The organism is Rufibacter hautae (assembly GCF_008271695.1).
Lineage (GTDB): Bacteria > Bacteroidota > Bacteroidia > Cytophagales > Hymenobacteraceae > Nibribacter > Nibribacter hautae.
Window position 1 is genome coordinate 376,898 of the sequence record NZ_VKKY01000001.1, and the last position, 18,787, is coordinate 395,684.

15 protein-coding genes are annotated in these 18,787 nt (G+C 54.9%); 8 read left to right on the plus strand and 7 right to left on the minus strand.

The window, feature by feature from the left end:
• Positions 1-54: 54 nt before the first annotated feature.
• Both acs and FOA19_RS01575 read left to right on the plus strand, forming a co-directional pair.
• On the plus strand, positions 55-1,953 hold the full coding sequence (gene acs, locus FOA19_RS01570; RefSeq protein ID WP_149089045.1) for an acetate--CoA ligase: 1,899 nt from the start codon (positions 55-57) through the stop codon (positions 1,951-1,953).
• 175 nt (positions 1,954-2,128) lie between these two features.
• The gene (locus FOA19_RS01575; protein WP_149089046.1) at positions 2,129-2,389 is read left to right on the plus strand and encodes a GNAT family N-acetyltransferase; all 261 of its coding nucleotides are present in this window, start codon (positions 2,129-2,131) and stop codon (positions 2,387-2,389) included.
• Positions 2,390-2,575: 186 nt separating this feature from the next.
• Here FOA19_RS01575 and FOA19_RS23665 read toward each other — a convergent pair whose 3' ends face one another.
• The gene (locus tag FOA19_RS23665; RefSeq protein ID WP_149089047.1) at positions 2,576-2,872 is read right to left on the minus strand and encodes a LysM peptidoglycan-binding domain-containing protein; all 297 of its coding nucleotides are present in this window, start codon (positions 2,870-2,872) and stop codon (positions 2,576-2,578) included.
• A 190-nt stretch (positions 2,873-3,062) separates the two neighbouring features.
• On the opposite strand from FOA19_RS23665, the gene FOA19_RS01585 reads away from it, so the two are divergent.
• The 4 genes from FOA19_RS01585 (at position 3,063) to FOA19_RS01600 (ending at position 5,983) form a co-directional block, all read left to right on the plus strand.
• Positions 3,063-3,482 carry a lipocalin-like domain-containing protein gene (locus FOA19_RS01585; protein WP_190300246.1) on the plus strand — a complete coding sequence of 140 codons (420 nt, stop codon included), beginning with the start codon at positions 3,063-3,065 and terminating at the stop codon, positions 3,480-3,482.
• A gap of 161 nt (positions 3,483-3,643) precedes the next feature.
• Positions 3,644-4,426 carry a class I SAM-dependent methyltransferase gene (locus tag FOA19_RS01590; protein ID WP_149089049.1) on the plus strand — a complete coding sequence of 261 codons (783 nt, stop codon included), beginning with the start codon at positions 3,644-3,646 and terminating at the stop codon, positions 4,424-4,426.
• A 9-nt stretch (positions 4,427-4,435) separates the two neighbouring features.
• On the plus strand, positions 4,436-5,317 hold the full coding sequence (locus FOA19_RS01595; protein WP_149089050.1) for a UbiA family prenyltransferase: 882 nt from the start codon (positions 4,436-4,438) through the stop codon (positions 5,315-5,317).
• Between the two features lie 60 nt (positions 5,318-5,377).
• On the plus strand, positions 5,378-5,983 hold the full coding sequence (locus FOA19_RS01600) for a hypothetical protein (protein WP_149089051.1): 606 nt from the start codon (positions 5,378-5,380) through the stop codon (positions 5,981-5,983).
• A 144-nt stretch (positions 5,984-6,127) separates the two neighbouring features.
• On the opposite strand, the gene rho is transcribed toward FOA19_RS01600, so the two are convergent.
• On the minus strand, positions 6,128-8,128 hold the full coding sequence (rho, locus tag FOA19_RS01605; protein ID WP_149089052.1) for a transcription termination factor Rho: 2,001 nt from the start codon (positions 8,126-8,128) through the stop codon (positions 6,128-6,130).
• Between the two features lie 279 nt (positions 8,129-8,407).
• Here rho and serS point away from each other — a divergent pair, with 279 nt between their 5' ends.
• Entirely contained in the window at positions 8,408-9,685 is a 1,278-nt protein-coding gene (gene serS / locus FOA19_RS01610) for a serine--tRNA ligase (RefSeq protein ID WP_149089053.1), read from the plus strand.
• Positions 9,686-10,292: 607 nt separating this feature from the next.
• Here the strand turns inward: serS and FOA19_RS01615 are convergent.
• The 5 genes from FOA19_RS01615 to FOA19_RS01635 all read right to left on the minus strand — a co-directional run bounded on the left by FOA19_RS01615 (position 10,293) and on the right by FOA19_RS01635 (position 15,074).
• Positions 10,293-10,541: a glutaredoxin family protein gene (locus FOA19_RS01615; RefSeq protein ID WP_149089054.1), complete on the minus strand. Its 249-nt coding sequence runs from the start codon at positions 10,539-10,541 to the stop codon at positions 10,293-10,295.
• Between the two features lie 74 nt (positions 10,542-10,615).
• A complete protein-coding gene (locus FOA19_RS01620; protein ID WP_149089055.1) occupies positions 10,616-11,635 on the minus strand; it encodes a glycosyltransferase family 9 protein in 1,020 nt (339 codons plus the stop codon).
• Positions 11,636-11,722: 87 nt separating this feature from the next.
• A complete protein-coding gene (locus tag FOA19_RS01625; protein WP_149089056.1) occupies positions 11,723-12,379 on the minus strand; it encodes a hypothetical protein in 657 nt (218 codons plus the stop codon).
• A gap of 205 nt (positions 12,380-12,584) precedes the next feature.
• The gene (locus tag FOA19_RS01630; protein WP_149089057.1) at positions 12,585-13,970 is read right to left on the minus strand and encodes a M28 family peptidase; all 1,386 of its coding nucleotides are present in this window, start codon (positions 13,968-13,970) and stop codon (positions 12,585-12,587) included.
• Positions 13,971-14,078: 108 nt separating this feature from the next.
• On the minus strand, positions 14,079-15,074 hold the full coding sequence (locus FOA19_RS01635; protein WP_149089058.1) for a DUF1028 domain-containing protein: 996 nt from the start codon (positions 15,072-15,074) through the stop codon (positions 14,079-14,081).
• A gap of 293 nt (positions 15,075-15,367) precedes the next feature.
• On the opposite strand from FOA19_RS01635, the gene FOA19_RS01640 reads away from it, so the two are divergent.
• Positions 15,368-18,658 (plus strand): VPS10 domain-containing protein, encoded by a 3,291-nt coding sequence (locus tag FOA19_RS01640; protein ID WP_149089059.1) that lies wholly within the window; start codon positions 15,368-15,370, stop codon positions 18,656-18,658.
• The last annotated feature ends 129 nt before the right edge of the window (positions 18,659-18,787 follow it).

An 18,787-nucleotide genomic window follows, 5' to 3' on the forward strand; every position in this document is an offset into this window, starting at 1 on the left:
GGCCCCTTCGGCAGAAATTCTAACTTTAAGACCTCAAACCCATCTAGCAAACAAATGGATTACCGCATAAAATCTTTTGAAGAGTACCAGGAAACCTACCGAAAAAGCGTGGAGCAGCCCGAGGAGTTCTGGGCCGGCATCGCCGAGAATTTCACCTGGCGCCAGAAGTGGGACAAAGTACTGGACTGGAATTTTGAGGAGCCCGATGTGAAGTGGTTCGTGAACGGCAAACTCAACATCACCGAGAACTGTTTAGACCGCCATTTGGAGAAACGGGGCAATAAACTGGCCCTCATCTGGGAACCCAACGACCCCAAAGAGCGCTACATCCGGTTCACGTACCGCGAGTTGCACGAGAAAGTCTGTCAGATGGCCAACATCCTCAAGCGCAACGGTGTGCAGAAAGGCGACCGCGTTTGCATCTACATGCCCATGATCCCGGAGTTGGCGTTCTCGGTGCTGGCCTGCGCCCGCATCGGGGCGGTGCATTCGGTAATCTTCGCCGGGTTCTCGCACACGGCCATGGCCGACCGCATCAACGACGCCCAGGCCAAGGTGGTGCTTACCTCCGATGGATTGAACCGAGGTCCCAAGCAGATTCCCGTGAAACGCGTGGTAGACGAGGCGTTGGAAACCTGCCCCAGCGTACAGAAAGTGGTGGTGGTGGAACGCGTGAACTGGGCCGTGAACATGGTGGAAGGCCGCGATGTCTGGTACCACGAGGAACTGCAGCACGTGGACAAAAACTGCCCAGCCGAGGAGATGGACGCCGAAGACATGCTCTTCATCCTCTACACCTCCGGCTCTACCGGCCAACCCAAAGGCGTGGTGCACACCTGCGGCGGCTATATGGTCTACACCGATTATACCTTCCGGAACGTGTTCCAGTACGACGAGAGCGACATCTACTGGTGCACCGCCGACATTGGCTGGATTACGGGTCACTCCTACCTGTTGTACGGTCCGCTGTTATCTGGCGCCACTACGCTCATGTTTGAGGGCGTGCCCACGTTCCCAGATCCGGGCCGGTTCTGGCAGGTGATTGACAAATTCGGGGTGAATATATTTTATACCGCGCCTACTGCCATCCGCTCATTGATGGCGGCTGGTCTGGACCACGTATTGTCCTACAGCCTGGATTCTCTCAAAGTACTGGGGTCGGTGGGCGAACCCATCAACGAAGAAGCCTGGCACTGGTACCACATCCACGTGGGCAAAGAGCGCTGCCCGGTAGTTGACACCTGGTGGCAAACCGAGACCGCTGGCATCATGCTGTCTTCGCTGGCCGGCGTGACACCCATGAAACCAAGCCACGCGGGCTTCCCGATGCCGGGCGTACAACCGTTGTTGCTGGACCAGCACGGCGAGGAAATCACCGAGAACGAAGTGGAAGGTTACCTCTGCATGAAGTTTCCGTGGCCCGGCATCATCAGAACCACCTACGGCGATCACGAGCGGTGCCGCCAAAGCTATTTCAGCGCCTACAAGGGACTCTATTTCACCGGAGACGGTGCCAAGCGCGATGCCAACGGCCTGTGGCGTATCATCGGGCGGGTGGATGACGTGATTAACGTATCGGGGCACCGGTTTGGCACCGCCGAGATTGAGAACGCCATCAACCAGAACAAACACATTGTGGAAAGCGCCGTGGTGGGGTATCCGCATGACGTGAAAGGCCAGGGCATCTACGCGTTTGTGGTGTGTGGCGAAGAAGCCCCTGCCAACAGCGAGAACCTGCGCGCTGAGGTCATTGAAACGGTGGTGGACCAGATCGGGAAAATCGCGAAGCCAGACAAGATTCAGATTGTGAGCGGCCTGCCCAAAACCAGATCGGGCAAGATCATGCGCCGCATCCTCCGGAAAGTGGCCGAGGGCGACACCTCCAACCTGGGCGACACCAGCACGCTGCTGGACCCACCCATCGTAGATGAGATTATCCAGGGGGCTTTATAGCCCCCTTTTTTATGCTTCTGCCTTTTAGGCCTGGTTTTTGAAAATCCAGTAAAAAACAATTCTCCGGCTGCGCTGTTTTGGAGGGAAAGCAAAAGGCCTCAACCTTTTAGGCTGGGATGGGGTAATGAAAAGGGGCTCACGGTAAGAGCCTTTCTTAAGACTAACCAAGGAAACCATGAACTTAGATATCCAACACGATGAGGAAGCCCAGCAATTCACTGCCCTGCTGGAAAAAGAAGATATAGGGGAGTTGGCCTACGCGCTAGACCAGGAGACCATTGACTTTCAGCACACCTATATTGAGGAAGAATACCGGGGCAAAGGCTACGCCGATAAACTCATCAAACACGGCATTGACTACGCGGTATCCAAAGGTCTGGAGGTGCGCGCCTCCTGTCCGGCGGTGGCCAAATACCTGGAAAGGAATCCATTGTAGCCTTCGGGTTTCACCTGCTTTAGGCAAACCTTCAGACCTAGGATTTGGAATAGAAAACAGAAACGGCCAGCGTCATGCTGGCCGTTTCTGTTTCAGGCCCTTTTTACTTAAATCAGCCCGAAAACGAAAAAGAGCCTGTGCCGAGGCACAGACTCTTCTCTCTACAAACAAACCTTAGGTCTTTGCTCAGGACTTAGGTATTTTCAAGGTCCAGCCCACGTCAATGAGGTTAGGGTCCTTGATCTTATCTAAGTTAGCCTGGTGTATTTTGTGCCACTGTGAAGCATCGCCGTAAAAATTCTTGGCGATTTTTGAAAGGGAGTCACCGCTCTTTACCGTGTAGGTATCAAAGGCGGGTTGGGTAGCCGCAGCCGGTTGGGCCGCCACAGGGGCTGCGGGGGCAACTGGCTTGGCAGCGGGCTGAGCAACTGGCTTTTGCACCGGCTTCTCTTCCCCTTTTTTAAGAAAATCAAATAGTCCCATAGTTGTATTTTTCGATTTGTGATCAGGTCCCTTGTTAGGTATCCAACTGGTATACAGGCTAATTCTTACGGGCCAACTTTAGATTAGTTTGTTTATTTTCTTATAACTGTGCACAAAATGGCACGTATGAAAAACGTGTTTGCCCACGGCAAATACGTACACCCCAGAACCTAAACTTAAAACTATGAAAATGAAAATCACATCTCCGGCTACCCGTTTGTTCACCTTGGTTTGCTTGGTCTGGCTCAGCGCCTTCTCTTTCAGCTGTAACAAAAAGGGCGCGGAAGGCGGCAACACACAGATGATCTCGGGCGCCACCAGCAAAATCTGGAAAGCCAGCAAAGAAACCACCGCCTCCGGCGACAAAGACAAACTCACCTCTACCGAGAAACAGGAGCAGATCCAGTTCTTCGCCAACGGCAACTTCACCCAGACCTCTGATGCGCAATCTGCGAACGGTACCTGGACCTACAGCGCGCCCAACAAGACCCTGAGCCTGACCTACGCCAACAACAACGTCAGCGAGAACTTCACCGTGTCTGAACTGGACGACGATGACATGAAACTGCAGGCCCCTGATGGCTCCACGCTTACCTTGAAAGCCGAGTAAAGCTTTTTTTGCTTTTAGCTTCTGCCCGCCCAAAGAACTTGGGCGGGCTCTTTTTTGCCGTTTAGAAAGCCCAAACCAGTGATTACCCCAAAGCAGATTTGTGCCCCATTTTTCAAAAACGTATCATTAACGCAAGAACCTAAACTTCTACGCTGCCCCACATGAAATTCCGCCTGCACTTGTTTGAACTGGAAGACCAGCCCTGGTTTCCGCATGTGGTGCGGCAGGGCATGATGGATGTGCTACGGTTCATGATTACGGCGCTGGGCATCTACAAACCCGTGGTCCCGCTTCTGCGGAAAGCCCTGGCCCACACGGGGCAAACGCAACTGGTAGATTTGTGCTCCGGTGCCGGCGGCGGCATCCAGCAAGTCTGGCAGGAACTGGAGAAACAGGCCGGCCAGCGGTTCACCATCACCCTCACCGATAAATACCCCAACCTGGAGGCGTACGCGTTCCTAGCCGACCAGACAAACGGCGGCCTCCGGTTTGAGCAGCAGCCCGTAGACGCCACCGCCGTTCCGCCCGTCCTGAAAGGCTTCCGGACGGTTTTCTCGGCTTTTCACCATTTCAGGCCCGAAACGGCCACCGCTATTCTGGAGGATGCGGTGCGGCAGAACCAGGGGATTGGCGTGTTTGAGGGCGCCGGAAAACGCTGGCACGAGCTGCTGTTGGTTTGGTTTGTGTTCCCCTGGGCCATTCTGCTGTTCACGCCCTTCATCAGGCCGTTTACCTGGCGCCGGCTTTTCTTCACGTATCTGGTTCCGTTGATTCCGCTGGGCACCATGTGGGACGGCACGGTGTCTTTGCTGCGCCTGTACACACCGGCGCACTTGGAGAAAATGGTGGCCGCCATCCATGCGCCGCATTATACCTGGCACATTGGGCGGGCCCGGCACTGGAGCGGCACCGGCGTCTTGTATTTAGTAGGCTATCCATCGTAAATTACCCCTATGAACTCCTCCTGGTCCGATGCCTGGCGCCTGCTCCGCATTCCGTTTTCCTTGTTCCTGATGCCGATTTTCTGGTTCGCGCTGAGTGCCGCACCGGAGGTGTCTGCCGGGCGGGCGGTGGCGGTTTTCCTTATTCTGCATCTGTTGGTGTACCCGGCCAGCAATGGCTACAACTCCTACTATGACCGCGATGAGGGCAGCATCGGGGGCCTGAAACACCCGCCCAAAGTCACGCAGACGCTGTACTGGCTCGTGCTGATTTTCGATGTACTGGCGGTGGCGTTATCCGCCCTGCTGTCCTGGCTTTTTGCGGGCATGGTGCTGCTGTATCTGTTGGTGTCCAAGGCCTACAGTTATGAAGGCATCCGGTTGAAGAAATACCCTCTCCTGAGCACAGTGGTAGTGGTTATTTTCCAGGGGGCTTTCACGTTTGCCATGGTGCAGGTGGGCAGCGGCGTTCCCGAGGACCGGATTCTAAGCACGAACAACCTGTTGCTGGCGCTGGTCAGTTCCCTGTTTCTGTGCGGCTCCTATCCGCTCACCCAAGTGTACCAACACGAGGAAGATTCCCGCCGTGGCGACGAGACCCTGAGCTTGAAACTGGGGCTATGGGGCACGTTTATCTTTGCCGGTCTCAGTTTGCTGGTGGCCGCGGGCGTGCTCTTCTACACCTATTGGCGCCGCGACGAACCCTGGCACATGCTGTTTTTCCTTTTGGGCACAGGACCGGTCTTGCTGGTTTTCAGCCGATGGCTTTATCAGGTGAAACAAAGTCTCGCGGCGGCCAATTATGAGAACACCATGCGCATGAACAAGGTATCTTCTCTGTGCATGAGTTTCTCTTTCTTCATTATTTTGCTCTGGCAGCTCTGGCGCGGCTAAATGAAGGGAACTATGGCCTGCGCGGCACGTACATCGTTTTTAGGCCAAATCTCTGAAAACATGCTGAAAATCTATTGGGTAGCGGTACTGGCCTTTTTGTTCAGTTGCCAATCTTCGCCGTCAGAAGAAACTGCCACATCCACCTCCACTGGCTCTTCCGGCACCCCTGCCAAGAAAACCGCCGCCAGCGGTTCTGCGCAACCGGTGCAACACATTGTACAGCGTACCCATCCGTTCTCCTCGCCTGAGAAGCCAGATTTCTTTCGGCTGGCCCTGCACGGCAATTCCATCGCCAAAGGCGAAGTCGAATTCACCATCACCACCCAGGACGGCACCACCATTTACGAGGAAAATTTCCCGGCCGCGGATCTGGAGGCCAGCATGGTCTATGAGATGGAAAACGCAACTGCCACCCCAGCCGAACGCGAGAACTACATCCTCAAACGCATGGAGGGTTTTGTGGAGAATGCCGATTTTGTGGAACCCGCCATCGCCCCTAACGCCCCTGTAGAGGCCTCCTTCGTGAATGAGACCACCTGGAAACGCATCCAGGCCAATCCCAAAGCCATCGGGTTTAAGTACATGCTGGGCAAAGAAGATGGCCGCCTGTTGGTCTATGACGCTGCCCAGAAGAAAGCCGTGCGTTACGGCAGCTTCGGGGGATAGAAGAACGACTAGAGGAAAGTAATAAATTTCACTCCTGTTTGGGGTTTATTTCCTGAAAACAGGCCCGAAACAGGAAAGCCGATAAACGAAGAAGGCCCCGCAGATTTCTCTGCGGGGCCTTCTTGTTGTAAAGTATGGCTAAGACTAGCTGTTCATGGAAATCAGGAACTCGTCGTTGTCTTTGGTGCCTTTCATGCGGTCTTTCAGGAACTCCATGGCCTCCACGGAATTCATGTCTGACATAAACTTGCGCAGGATCCAAACACGGCTGAGTTCGTCGCGGTCCATGAGCAGGTCCTCGCGGCGAGTACCGGAAGCCGGCACGTCGATGGCTGGGTACACGCGCTTGTTGGCCAATTTGCGGTCCAGTTGAAGTTCCATGTTACCGGTTCCTTTGAATTCTTCAAAGATCACCTCGTCCATTTTAGAACCAGTGTCAATCAGCGCGGTAGCGATGATGGTCAGTGAGCCGCCGTTCTCCACGTTACGGGCCGCCCCGAAGAAACGCTTAGGTTTGTGCAGCGCGTTGGCATCCACCCCACCCGATAGGATTTTACCGGAAGACGGAACCACGGTGTTATAAGCACGGGCCAGACGAGTGATGGAATCTAACAGAATAACCACATCGTGCCCGCACTCTACCATGCGCTTGGCTTTGTCCAACACAATGCTGGAGATCTTCACGTGGCGCTCGGCTTGCTCGTCAAAAGTAGAGGCAATTACCTCTGCTTTCACGCTGCGGGCCATGTCGGTTACCTCTTCCGGGCGCTCGTCAATCAACAAGATCATCAAGTACACCTCGGGGTGATTCTCAGTAATAGCGTTCGCGATCTCTTTCAGCAACACCGTTTTACCGGTTTTCGGCTGAGCCACGATCAAACCACGCTGTCCTTTTCCTATTGGGGCGAACAGGTCCATGATGCGGGTAGAATATTGGCTGGAACGCGTGGTCAGTTTCAGGCGCTCTTCCGGGAAAAGAGGCGTTAAATGCTGGAACGGAATCCGGTCTCTAATCTCCTCTGTCGTACGGCCGTTCACGGAGTCTACCTTCAGCAACGCGAAATATTTCTCGCCTTCTTTCGGGGCCCGCACGGTGCCTTTCACGCTGTCACCGGTCTTCAAACCGAACAATTTGATCTGCGACGGAGACACGTAGATATCATCTGGGCTGGCCAGGTAATGGTAGTGCGCCGAGCGCAGGAACCCGTACCCGTCTTGCATCAATTCCAATACACCTTCATTGGCGATAACGCCGTCAAACTCACGGTAATTGACGTTGTTGGTGTTTTGCTGCGGCCGGTTCTGATTCTGGTTCTGATTGGGCTCGCGGCGGTTCTGCCAGTTAGGGTTGTTATTATTGCTGTTTTCGCGATTGTTGTTATTCTCGCGTGGCTCGCGGTTCACGTTCCCGTTCTCTCTGGGTTCGCGCTGCTCGCGTGGCTCTCTGGTAGTATTCTCTCTCGGTTCGCGGGCCTGGAATTCTCTGGGCTCACGTTGCTCTCTGGGCTCCCGCTGTTCGCGCGGCGCATTGTTTTCTCTTGGCTCCCGTTGCTCACGTGGTTCACGCGGCTGGAATTCACGCGGCTGCATGCGGCTCTCACGGGGCTCAGGGCGGTTTTCCCGAGGGGCGCTGTTCTCACGAGGCGTAGTATTCTCACGCGGCTCACGGGTTTCGCGAGGCTCAGGGCGCGTAGCTGGTTCGCGGTTCTCTTCGCGCAGGGCGCTAGGGGTGCGTACGCGTTCTTCCCGCGCGGTAGCCGGTGCACGCTCTGCTCTGGCCGGACGCTCTGGGGCAGTTCTGGCCGGGCGGCGGGCCGGAGCTGGGGCAGGTGCTTCTTCCACGGCAGCTAAAATCGGTTCTTCTGCCACAGGGGCAGCCACAGGGGCGGGCGCGTCAGCTACCAGGGCCTCAGGGGCAGCGGCTTCAGCTACGGCAACCGGGGCATCGGCGGTTTCGTCTGCCTTGCGCGATGATTTTTTATATTTTTTGGGGAGATTCTCAAGGGGGGTAACGGCCTGCTGATCCAGGATTTTGTAGATCAGGTCTTGCTTGCTGAGCTTCTTGAAGTTCGTGACGCCGAGGTTCTCAGCAATCTCTTTGAGTTCTGAAAGAAGAGAATCTTTCAACTCGTCAATGTTGTACATAAATTGAATGAATTAGCTATTCGGTTTAAATGCATAGCAGTTGCAGAGCGCAACGGGCAGACGGATAAAAACAGGAAAAAACTTGGTGTGTAAGAGTAATGAAGAACCCGGATGACGGTCGTTCAGAAAATGTACTGCAATGTTAGACAGCCTTGTTCTATTTTACAAGCAGTACGAGAAAATTAATATATAAAGTTACACAAATTTTCATAAAAAAGTGCCCTTTGCCGCTGCCTATCCAAAATATTCTATTTTTGCGTACAGATAACCAGACGCACCATGTTACAGATACCCGTTTTACGCGAGCAAACCGATCTTGTTCTTGCTGGCTTGCAGAAAAGAAACTATCCAAATGCCGCCCAGGAAGTAGAGGCTTTGCTGGACCTGGACCAGAAACGCCGGTCCCTGCAAACCGAGCGCGATGAGCTCCTGGGCCGCGCCAACGCCTTGGCCAAGGAAATTGGCGGCCTCATGAAAAGCGGCCAGAAAGAGCAGGCCGAAGCCCTCAAAACCGAAACCGCCGACCTTAAATTGCGCACCAAGTCTCTGGACGAGGAAGTGCAGAACCTGGAGCAGGCCCTGCAGCAGGCGCTCTATAAGCTGCCCAATATTCCGCACAGCAGCGTGCCCGCCGGCCGTTCTGCCGAGGACAACGAGGTGGTGTTGGAACATGGTACTATCCCAACTTTGCCCGAGAACGCCCAGCCGCACTGGGAACTCATCAAGCAATATGACATCATTGACTTTGAACTGGGCATTAAGATCACCGGGGCAGGTTTTCCGGTATACAAAGGCCAGGGGGCCCGTTTGCAGCGCGCACTCATCAATTTCTTTTTAGACGAAGCCCTCAAAGCCGGCTACACCGAGGTGCAGCCGCCTATTGTGGTAAATGAAGCCTCCGGCTACGGCACCGGCCAACTTCCTGACAAAGAAGGCCAGATGTACCACGCCACCGCAGACAACCTTTACCTGATCCCTACGGCCGAGGTGCCTATCACCAACCTCTACCGCGACGAGATCATAGACGGCGGCAAACTGCCCATCAAGAACGTAGGCTATACCCCCTGCTTCCGCCGCGAGGCCGGCTCCTGGGGTGCCGATGTGCGCGGCCTTAACCGCCTGCACCAGTTTGACAAAGTAGAGATCGTGCAAATTCAGGCACCGGAAAAATCCTACCAGGCGCTGGAGGAGATGAGCCAGTACATCCAGGGGCTGCTCCAGAAACTGGAACTGCCCTACCGCGTGCTCCGTCTCTGCGGCGGCGACATGGGCTTCACCTCTGCCCTCACTTATGACATGGAAGTGTACTCTGCGGCCCAAGGCCGATGGCTGGAAGTAAGCTCTGTCTCCAACTTTGAAACCTACCAGGCCAACCGCCTGAAACTGCGTCAACGCACCGAAGGCGGCAAGCCGCAATTGCTGCACACGTTGAACGGTAGCGCTCTTGCTCTTCCTCGTATTGTAGCGGCGTTATTGGAAAACAACCAGACGCCGGAAGGCATCAGGTTACCGAAGGCGTTGCAGGCTTTCACTGGGTTTGAAATGATTACCAAATAGGAAAGTTCTTTTAGAAGGTTCTTCCTCTGGATTCATGAAGCGTTTCAGGCTTGTTTTGGAAAAAACAGGTTTGAAACGCTTTTTGGTATTATGAGTTTGGAGGGAGGACTTTATTCTGCACGCGTAGTCTGTTTGTGCTGGCGTAGCGCCGTAGTTTTCGTGGGTTCATGAGCTTTATTGTTGCATTGCGGGGCTCCGAGCGCTCACGGCCGCGAGGCCCCGCCTTCCGGCCTCGCGCTGCGCCAGCTTCCTTTGCTCCCTGCGGTCGCAATGCCTGCGGCACCGGAACCTGACAAGGCGCTCAACCGAAAGGCTGGAATTGGTGAGCTAGGTCAAAGCCTTTGTTTTTTGAAACAGCGGTCCCGCCTGATCTTTGCCAAGGAGGGAGCTATCGGGACGTTTTTATTCCCCTCCTCGGAGGGGTAGGGGTGGGTTAACTTTACCTGGTTCAAGTCTGTGACTTGGACCCAAAATGACCGGCAGTTTGCAACTGCCGTGAGCATAGAATTTTCTAGAAGCAGAAGCTTGCATTCACACAAGCAAACCATTGTAGGGGCAATCCCTTGTGGTTGCCCTTTTCCATACACGACATATTATTAACTACAACCTACCCATTCCCGGCCAGGGCAGCATCCAACTCTTCTGGGGAGGGGTTCTTCATGGGGGTTTGCTCGCCTACTACCACCATGGGGAAACGCACTTTACCGCGGTTCATGTCTTTGATGGTTTGCATGCCCTCGTCGCTTTGCTCTACGTTGATGTAGTCATACGCCACGTCATGCATTTTGAAATAGTCTTGGATGGCAATGGTTTTCTTGCACCAATCGGCACCGTAGAGAATGGGTTTGGCGGCCATAACATAGAGGTTGGTTTGCCATTTTCTACGTCATTTCCCGAAATCAGGCTAAAATTACCTCTTCCTTCAGAGACTTAAATTGTGCGATCCACTAGGGGTAACTGGAAGTCGAAGTTGATTTCACGCATGCAGCGGAAGTGCCCCTCTGGGCATTTGGAGTAACCTATTTTGGAGCAGGGGCGGCAATACAGGTTCTTTACCTCCATCGTCTCAAAGTCCTGGGTGTAGGGGTACATCCCGAAGGCAGGCACGGTGTTTCCCCAGATGCTGTAGATCTTTTTCTGGAAGGCCGCCGCGATGTGCATTAAACCGGTATCGTGGCTGAAGACGGCCTGCGCCTGCCGCACCAGCGAGGCCGATCCGTTGAGGTTGTACTTTCCGCAGGCGTTGTAGATGACCGTTCGGTTCTCGGGCCGGGGGAACTCGCGGGAGAAGTAGGGTTCCGAGCTGAAAAACACCTCCATCATGCGGGCAATAGGCATATCCTCTTTGCCTCCCAACAGCACAACGGGTCCGTTGATTTTCTCGCACAGTTCAATCAGGCGGTCCACCGGAAGGCGTTTGGTATAATGCTGGGCCCCGATGGCCAGGGCGTAATAGCCTTTCTGGTGAGACTCCGGCAAAGTACTCAGGTCTACCTCGTCCTTCTCCGGGATAAAATAATCCAGCCCTTTTCCGTCGTTGTGCACGCCCAAAGGAGCTGCGGTAGCCAGGTAACGGTCCACGATGTGTACATCGGGCATCCGGTTGATCTTGAATTTCACCAAAAGCCACTTCTGATAATTGAGTTTATCGAAGCTTCGGGCGGGTCGGCCCAGGCGGGATTTCAGAACGCGGGTGCGCAGGTTGTTGTGCAGGTCCAGAATTAGGTCATACCGCTCGGCTTTCAACTGCAGCAGCAACTCCTTTAGGGAATTCTCCAGGCAGAACACCTTGTCCACGTACGGGTTGCTGGAGATGATATTCCGGAAGGCAGCCTTGGTGCAGAAATGAACCTCTGCCCCCGGCACCTGCTCTTTCACGCACCGGATAACCGGCGTGGTGAGCACAATATCGCCAATGGAAGAGAACCGGATGATGAGGATTTTTTTCAAGCGCAGTCAGTTTAACCCATCGGCAAAGGTACGGGTCTTGCGGGAGATTTCCCGCGGGTGAGAAAGGAGGCTTTGGTCCTTATCCTTTCACCGCTGTTTTCTGTAAAAGGCCACTAAAACGGCGACCAGAGAAAGCGCTACTGCGAGATAAGAAAGATAATCTGATTTGCTGGATTGTGGTTCTTCCTCTTCCCGGTGATTGTTGCGGTAAGCGTTGAGCAAAGCGTACTCGTTGATCCAGTTTTTAAGCAAGAATGGTTGAATCTGCCGATAACTGGCTTCTACTTCTCTAAGCAATTTATCTTCATCATAAGTCATTCCACTAAGCACATCTTGCGTTACTGGTACAACAGGCGTGAACGTCGGCAATTCTGTTAGATTCCTTGACATACCGCAACTATTATTGATAAGGAACTCTACATATGAATTAGCGCTCGTTGGTTGAGTATAAAAAATTGTTACTCCTAAAGGCCACTTCTTTATAAATCCCAAAGACTCATATCTGAGATCAGCACTTAAATAGACTGTGTCAGTACTTACCTTACCCTTAAAAACGTCTAAGACTTTTATGATAGTAGTATGATTTTTTGCCCCAATTACTTCCCCAATAAAAATGGCATCACTTTCCTGAATATACTGCTGAACAATTGGCAGCCAATTTTTTTCATTTGGCCTGACACAGCTTGAAGAAAAAGCGTTGAAAGTTAACCCTAAGAAAAAAACCACGAAGATCAATCTGGTCATAAAATTCAGTTTGAAAAGTTTATTGCAACAAGATGAACCAGATATCTACTTTCCATAAATCAACAAAACTCACTATGGCGCGGAAGTTACTTCCGCGCCATAGTTACATAAATTTGCCTTTCCGATTTAAAGCCCTTTTCTGAAAAACACATCAAAAAAGCCTGTGACGTTCATCACAGGCTTTTCCGTTGGTTAGGTGACAATACTACAACCCGTACTTATCAATCAAATACACCAAAGCCGCCATGGAGGCGCCGCCAAGTTCCAGTTCGCGGCGGTTTACTTTGTCGAAGGTGTCGTTGGCGGTGTGGTGGATGTCAAAGTAGCGCTGGGAATCTGGCCGGAACCCGATGAGGGCCACGCGGTCATCCTTGAGCGGACCGATATCGGCGCCGCCGCCTTCGCGGTCAATGTCGTGCAGGCCGTAGGGAGCAAGCAGTTGTCTCCAGGCGAAGGCTTTCTGGTAAGCAACCTCAGTAGTGGTGGCAATTCCGAAGCCGCGAGGCGTGAATCCGCCGGCATCTGACTCAATGGCGGCAATGTGTTTCTCGCCCTGCTTTTTGGCGACCTCGGCGTACTTGGTGCCACCGCGCAGGCCGTTTTCCTCGTTCATGTACATCACCGCCCTGATGGTGCGCTTGGGTTTGTAGCCCATGGCGCGCATCAGGCGCAAGACTTCCATAGACTGGACGCAACCGGTGCCGTCATCGTGGGCACCCTCTCCTATGTCCCAGCTATCCAGGTGGCCGCCTACCACAATAATCTCGTCGGGTTTCTCGGTGCCTTTAATCTCACCAATGACGTTGTAGCTGAGCACATCGGGCAGCCACTGCGGGTTTATGCGCAGGTGAAACTGCAGTTTCTGGTCTTCTTTCAGCAATTTGGCCAATAAATCGGCGCCTTTGGTGCTGATGGCCACGGCTGGGATTCTAGGAGCATCCTCGGCGTAGCGAAGACCGCCGGTATGCGGGAAATCATCGTTGTTGGAGGCCATGGAGCGTACCACCACGCCTACTGCGCCCAGTCGCCCGGCCTCGGATGGTCCGCTGGAGCGTTGGTCTACGGCGCCGCGGTAGGCATGCCCCGTAATGATGTGGGTTTGGTCGAAGCCGCGGTTGAAGAACACGATCTTGCCCTGCACCTTTTTCTTGCCCAGTTTCTTCAGCTCGTCCAGGCTGTTGACTTCTATAACCTCAGCGGTGAGTCCGGTAGCAGGCGTTGCCACTGAGCCGCCCAGGGCCAGCACGTTGACCTCGCGGGTGGGCGTAATTTTGGAGTTCACGATGGCCGCGTATTCTTTCTCGCCCCGTACCCAGTGCGGCACCATTACTTCCTGCAGATACACCCGGTCCAGCCCCATTTTTTCCATTTCCTGGCGGGCCCACTCCACGGCGGCCGCGGCCTGCGGAGAGCCGCTCAGGCGGGCGCCAATGCGGCTGGTGAGGTAGCGCAGTTGGTCATAACTCTGTCCCTGGGTAAGCGCCACATCGTAAATCTTGCGGATGTGCAGGGAATCCTGGTTCTGGGCACCGGCTGCCAACGGCAGACTGAGGGCCGCCGCCAGGGTAATCTGTTTGAGAAAGCGAAGCATGTTGGTTCGTTTGTTTGGGATAGGTTCTGAGCCGCGATTTACAACGCAGCCCGCAGAAACCGAAATAGTGCGCCGATTTTTTGAGAGCGTGTTTGGCTGCTAGCAGGGCTATTTGGTTTCAAGGATCTTTTTCAAATCTGCCGCGGAAACGGTAAGCAGGCCAACCGGGGGGAGACGCTCGGTGAGGGTGCGCCAGTTAGCATCGGCTTTGAAAACGGGCTCCAGGATTTTGATGGCCTCGTCTACTTTTCCGGTGTTGGCCAGCGTGATCCCGTGCCAGTACTGCATTTCCAGGTTGTTGGGCTGCAGTTGCTCGGCAGCGCTGTATTCTTTCATGGCCAGCGCCATGTCGTTTTTCTCCACGGCCAGGTCGCCGTTGTTCATGTGCTCATAGGCGCGCTGCACGGTAAGCAGGCGGCGCAGTTCCCGTAAGGGCAGTTCGTGGTCATCTACCCGCAGGTCCACCAACCGTTCGTTCCAGGGTTCTTTTTTGCTTTTGCCGGGTACCACCAACAGCGCCGCCGATTGTCTTCCCCTGATGTCCCCGCCCTGGGCTTCGGCGGCGTCCAGCACAGCCAGCATCCGCTCGGCCAACGGCAGGTGTGAGTTCTGCTCAAAGGCCTTGGCCATGGCCGGCCACACGGTCTCGTTCAGCATCATGTTGGCTTGTACCGAGAAGTCTTTGCCGGTGATGTGCCCGGCGTAGGTAATGCATTTCTTACCGGTATGGGTGGCCACGCCGCCTTTCGCATCCAGGATGGCTACTTGGCGCACCTCGCGGCCCGGATCATTGGCGAGCAAGAGCTTCAGGGTTTCCTCCGCGGTTTTGCCTTGTTTCATCAAAGCTAGTCCGCGCAGCCCGAAGGATTTGTTCGTGAACGATTGGGTAGCTACCACGCCCACCCCGGCTTCGCCCCAACTCACAGACGTGCCTACTGAGAACCAGTGGCTTTGCACGGCAACGGCCATCTCGCCGGTTTTTGGGTCGCGGGCCACAATGGAATAGGTGTGCGCCAGTGGTTCCTGCGGTTTATAGACCTGGGCCGCGGCTGGCTGGGTCAATGCCAGGGCGCCTAGCCCTAGTAGTATCAAAAGCTTTTTCATGTGGTCTTATCTGGTGATTTGCCCCGTAAGTTACGCAAAATTGGCCTCTTTCCGGTGGTACTGCTTCGCCGGATAAAACCTTGGTTCCTGCCGGCTACTCCTTTTTCACCGGCACTGCCTAAATCGCCAAACCTTCAAAAATTTACAGGTTGGCACTTTTATCTAATCTCGTTTAGGGGCTGTTTTTGTAGGAACAGGGCATAAACGGGCTCATTTTTGTACGGCTTCCAAACCTGCGCTTAGTTCCTTACATTTAGAGGCACAAACCAACCTACACAAACTACTTCCCCTTTATGATTAAACATTTACCCAAGCTCTTCTTCCTGTCTTTGCTGGCCCTGGGGCAGGCGCAGGCGCAAAAATTGCCCATGGCGCAGTTCAACCAGATGAAGGCACGCAGCATTGGCCCGGGCGTGATGAGCGGCCGGGTGACGGCCATTGACGCGGTGGTGAGTAACCCCGATATTATGTACGTGGGCGCGGCCTCGGGTGGCGTCTGGAAAAGCGAGAACGGCGGCACCACCTTCACCCCGGTCTTTGACGAGCAGCCCAACATCAACATCGGGTCTATTGCGGTGCAGCAGAGCAACCCCAGCGTGGTGTGGGTGGGTACCGGCGAGGGCAATCCGCGCAACTCGGTGAACATGGGCAACGGCATCTACAAAAGCATTGATGGTGGCCGTACCTGGAAACACATGGGCTTGGACAAGACCTTCAACATCCACCGCATTATCATTGACCCTTCCAACCCAGACGTGGTGTACGCGGGCGTGATTGGTTTGCCTTTCGGCGATCACCCGGAGCGCGGCTTGTACAAGACCACCAACGGCGGCCAGAGCTGGGAGCGCGTGCTGTTCACGAATGAGAAATCGGGCGTGGCCGAGATGTTTATGGATGCCAGCAATCCGAATAAGTTGGTAGTGGCCATGTGGGAACACCGCCGCACGGGCTGGGACTTTAAATCGGGAGGCCCCGGATCTGGATTATACATCACTTATGACGGAGGGAAGACCTGGCGCAAGAAAGGTGCCGCAGATGGGTTGCCGGCCGGTGATTTCGGGCGTTTGGGGCTGGCGCAGAGCCGCAGCATGCCCAGCCGCATCTACGCCATGGTAGAGGCCACCAAAAACGGGCTGTACCGCTCAGACGATGGCGGCGAGAAATGGACCAAGGTGACCGAGGATCCTTCCATCGTGACCAACCGCGCATTCTACTTCAACGAGATCTACGTGGACCCCAAGAACGAAAACCGCATTTACATGCTCTACCAACCGGTGTCGGTGAGCGAAGACGGCGGCAAGACGTTCAACGTGACCGCTTCCATGGATGCCGTACACGCCGACCACCAAGCCTTCTGGATTCATCCGGAGAACCCGAACTTGATTCTGGACGGGAACGACGGCGGTCTGGCCATCAGCCGAGACCGGGGCAAGACCTGGAGTTTCCCCGAGGTGCTTCCGCTGGGGCAGTTTTACCACGTGAACGTAGACAATGCCGTGCCTTACAACGTGTATGGCGGCTTGCAGGACAACGGCTCCTGGACGGGTCCGGCGTACACGTTCACCCGCGGCGGCCTGCGCAATTATTATTGGTTATCGGTGCAAGGCGGAGACGGCTTTGACGTGGTACCAGATCCGGAGGATCCAAACTTCGGGTACGCGATGTCACAGGGCGGCAGCCTGGCCCGGTACGACAAAACCACTGGCCGCTCTTACATTGCCAAGCCCACCGCGCCTGACCTCAAAACCAAACTGCGCTTTAACTGGAACGCAGCCATCGCGCTGGACCCGTTCAACAAAGGCGGCATTTTCTACGCGAGCCAGTTCCTGCACCAGTCTGCCGATAAAGGCCTAACCTGGAAAACCATCTCGCCAGATCTTACCCGCAACAACCCCGCGCAACAGAAACAGATAGAGAGTGGTGGCCTTAGTCTGGACATCACCTCCGCCGAGAACCACAACACCATTCTCACCATCGCGCCTAGCACGCTTCAACAAGGCGTGATTTGGATAGGTACCGATGACGGCCACGTGCAGCTCACCCGCGACGGCGGCAAAACCTGGTCGAACCTGCGCGACCGCCTGCCCGGTTTACCCGCCGAGGCCTGGATTCCGCAGATCACCGCTTCGCGCCACCGCGCAGGCGAGGCCTTTGTGGTGGCCAACCATTACCGTTTCGGGAAGGATTTCAGCGCCTACGTGTACCGCACGGTAGACTTCGGAAAAACTTGGACCCGCCTGGTAGATGATAAGAAAGTACGCGGCTACGCCCTTGCCTTTTTGCAGGATCCTACGCAACCCAACCTGATGTTCACCGGCACTGAGCACGGCCTGTGGGTGAGCATCAACGAGGGCAAAGACTGGACCCAGTGGACCCAAGGTTTGCCATCCGTGCCGGTCATGGACCTAGCCATTCAGGAGCGGGAGGCGGATCTGGTCATCGGGACCTTTGGCCGCGCTTTGTATGTGCTGGATAACATCAAACCCTTGCGCCAGTTAGCCGCTGATAATGGGAAAACGCTGCAAAAACCGTTTGCCGTGTTTGAACCGTCAGAAGCTTACCTCGCTTCCTATGCCACGGCCCCCGGCTACGGCTCCGAGGCCGACAACCTGTACCAGGCTCCCAACAAGCCCACTGGCGCTACGGTCACTTTTTACATCAAACCCAAAGCCACTACGCCAGCCCCGGCCAGTGGTAAAAAGCCGGCACCTAAAAAGAAAAAGGCTGCCACCGAGCTGAACAAAGAAACCGGTGAGCGCATGGCCACTTCCCTGCCCGCCCGTGACAGCGCCTCGGTGCCGGCCGTGGCCCACGTGAAGGCAGATTCCTTGCAGCTCCGCATCTTTGACGCAGACAACAAACTCATCAGGACCCTGCGCCAAAAGCCAGACTCCACTTTAGGGTTCCAGCGGATGAACTGGAACCTGACCGAGCGCGGAATTCGGCAACCAAGCGGTGGACGTGGCCAGCGGGGTGGCAGCGGAGAGCCATCGGGCAATCCTGTGCTACCCGGCACGTACAAACTAGTGATGCAATACGCGGGCAGCAAAGACTCTACTTTCTTGACCGTGAAGCCAGACCCGCGTTTCCCGTTCCAGAAGGAGAACGTGATGGCCCGCCGGCAATTGGGCGAGCGCCTGAACAAGCAGACGCAGCAACTGAACGAGGTGCTGGACCGCCTGCAGGAAGCCTCTGAGGCCACCGAGGCCATCAATACCCAACTGAAACTCGCCAGCGGCAAAGAGAAAGCCGAGTTGCAGCGCAGCACCAAAGCCATGCAGGATTCCATCAAGTCTTACCGCGACATGATCCAGGGGCAGGGCCTCACCCGCCAGGGCTACGGCCGTCCGGCCCAGCTCACGGCGGTGTCCAAACTGCAGGAAGCGCGCTCTTACGTGAACGGTCGCACTGAGCCCATCACCCAAACCGAGACCCAACTGGTAGAGCAGTCAGAAACCCTCACCCAGGAAGCCGTAGGCAAGGTCAACACCTTCTTCTCCACGGTTTGGGCCGGTTACAAGCAGAAAGTCCAGTCGGCGGCGCTCAGCGTCTTCAAGGACAAAGACAGCAAAGTGGTGCTTTAAACCTATTTTCTAAAAAATGACCTTAAAAAGCCCCGCTGTTTCCGGCAGCGGGGCTTTTTTGTAGCCCAGGGCTTTCGCATCAGGCCAATCTGAAGGAGGTTCTTTTCCTGAGAAATGCCGCTGTCAAGT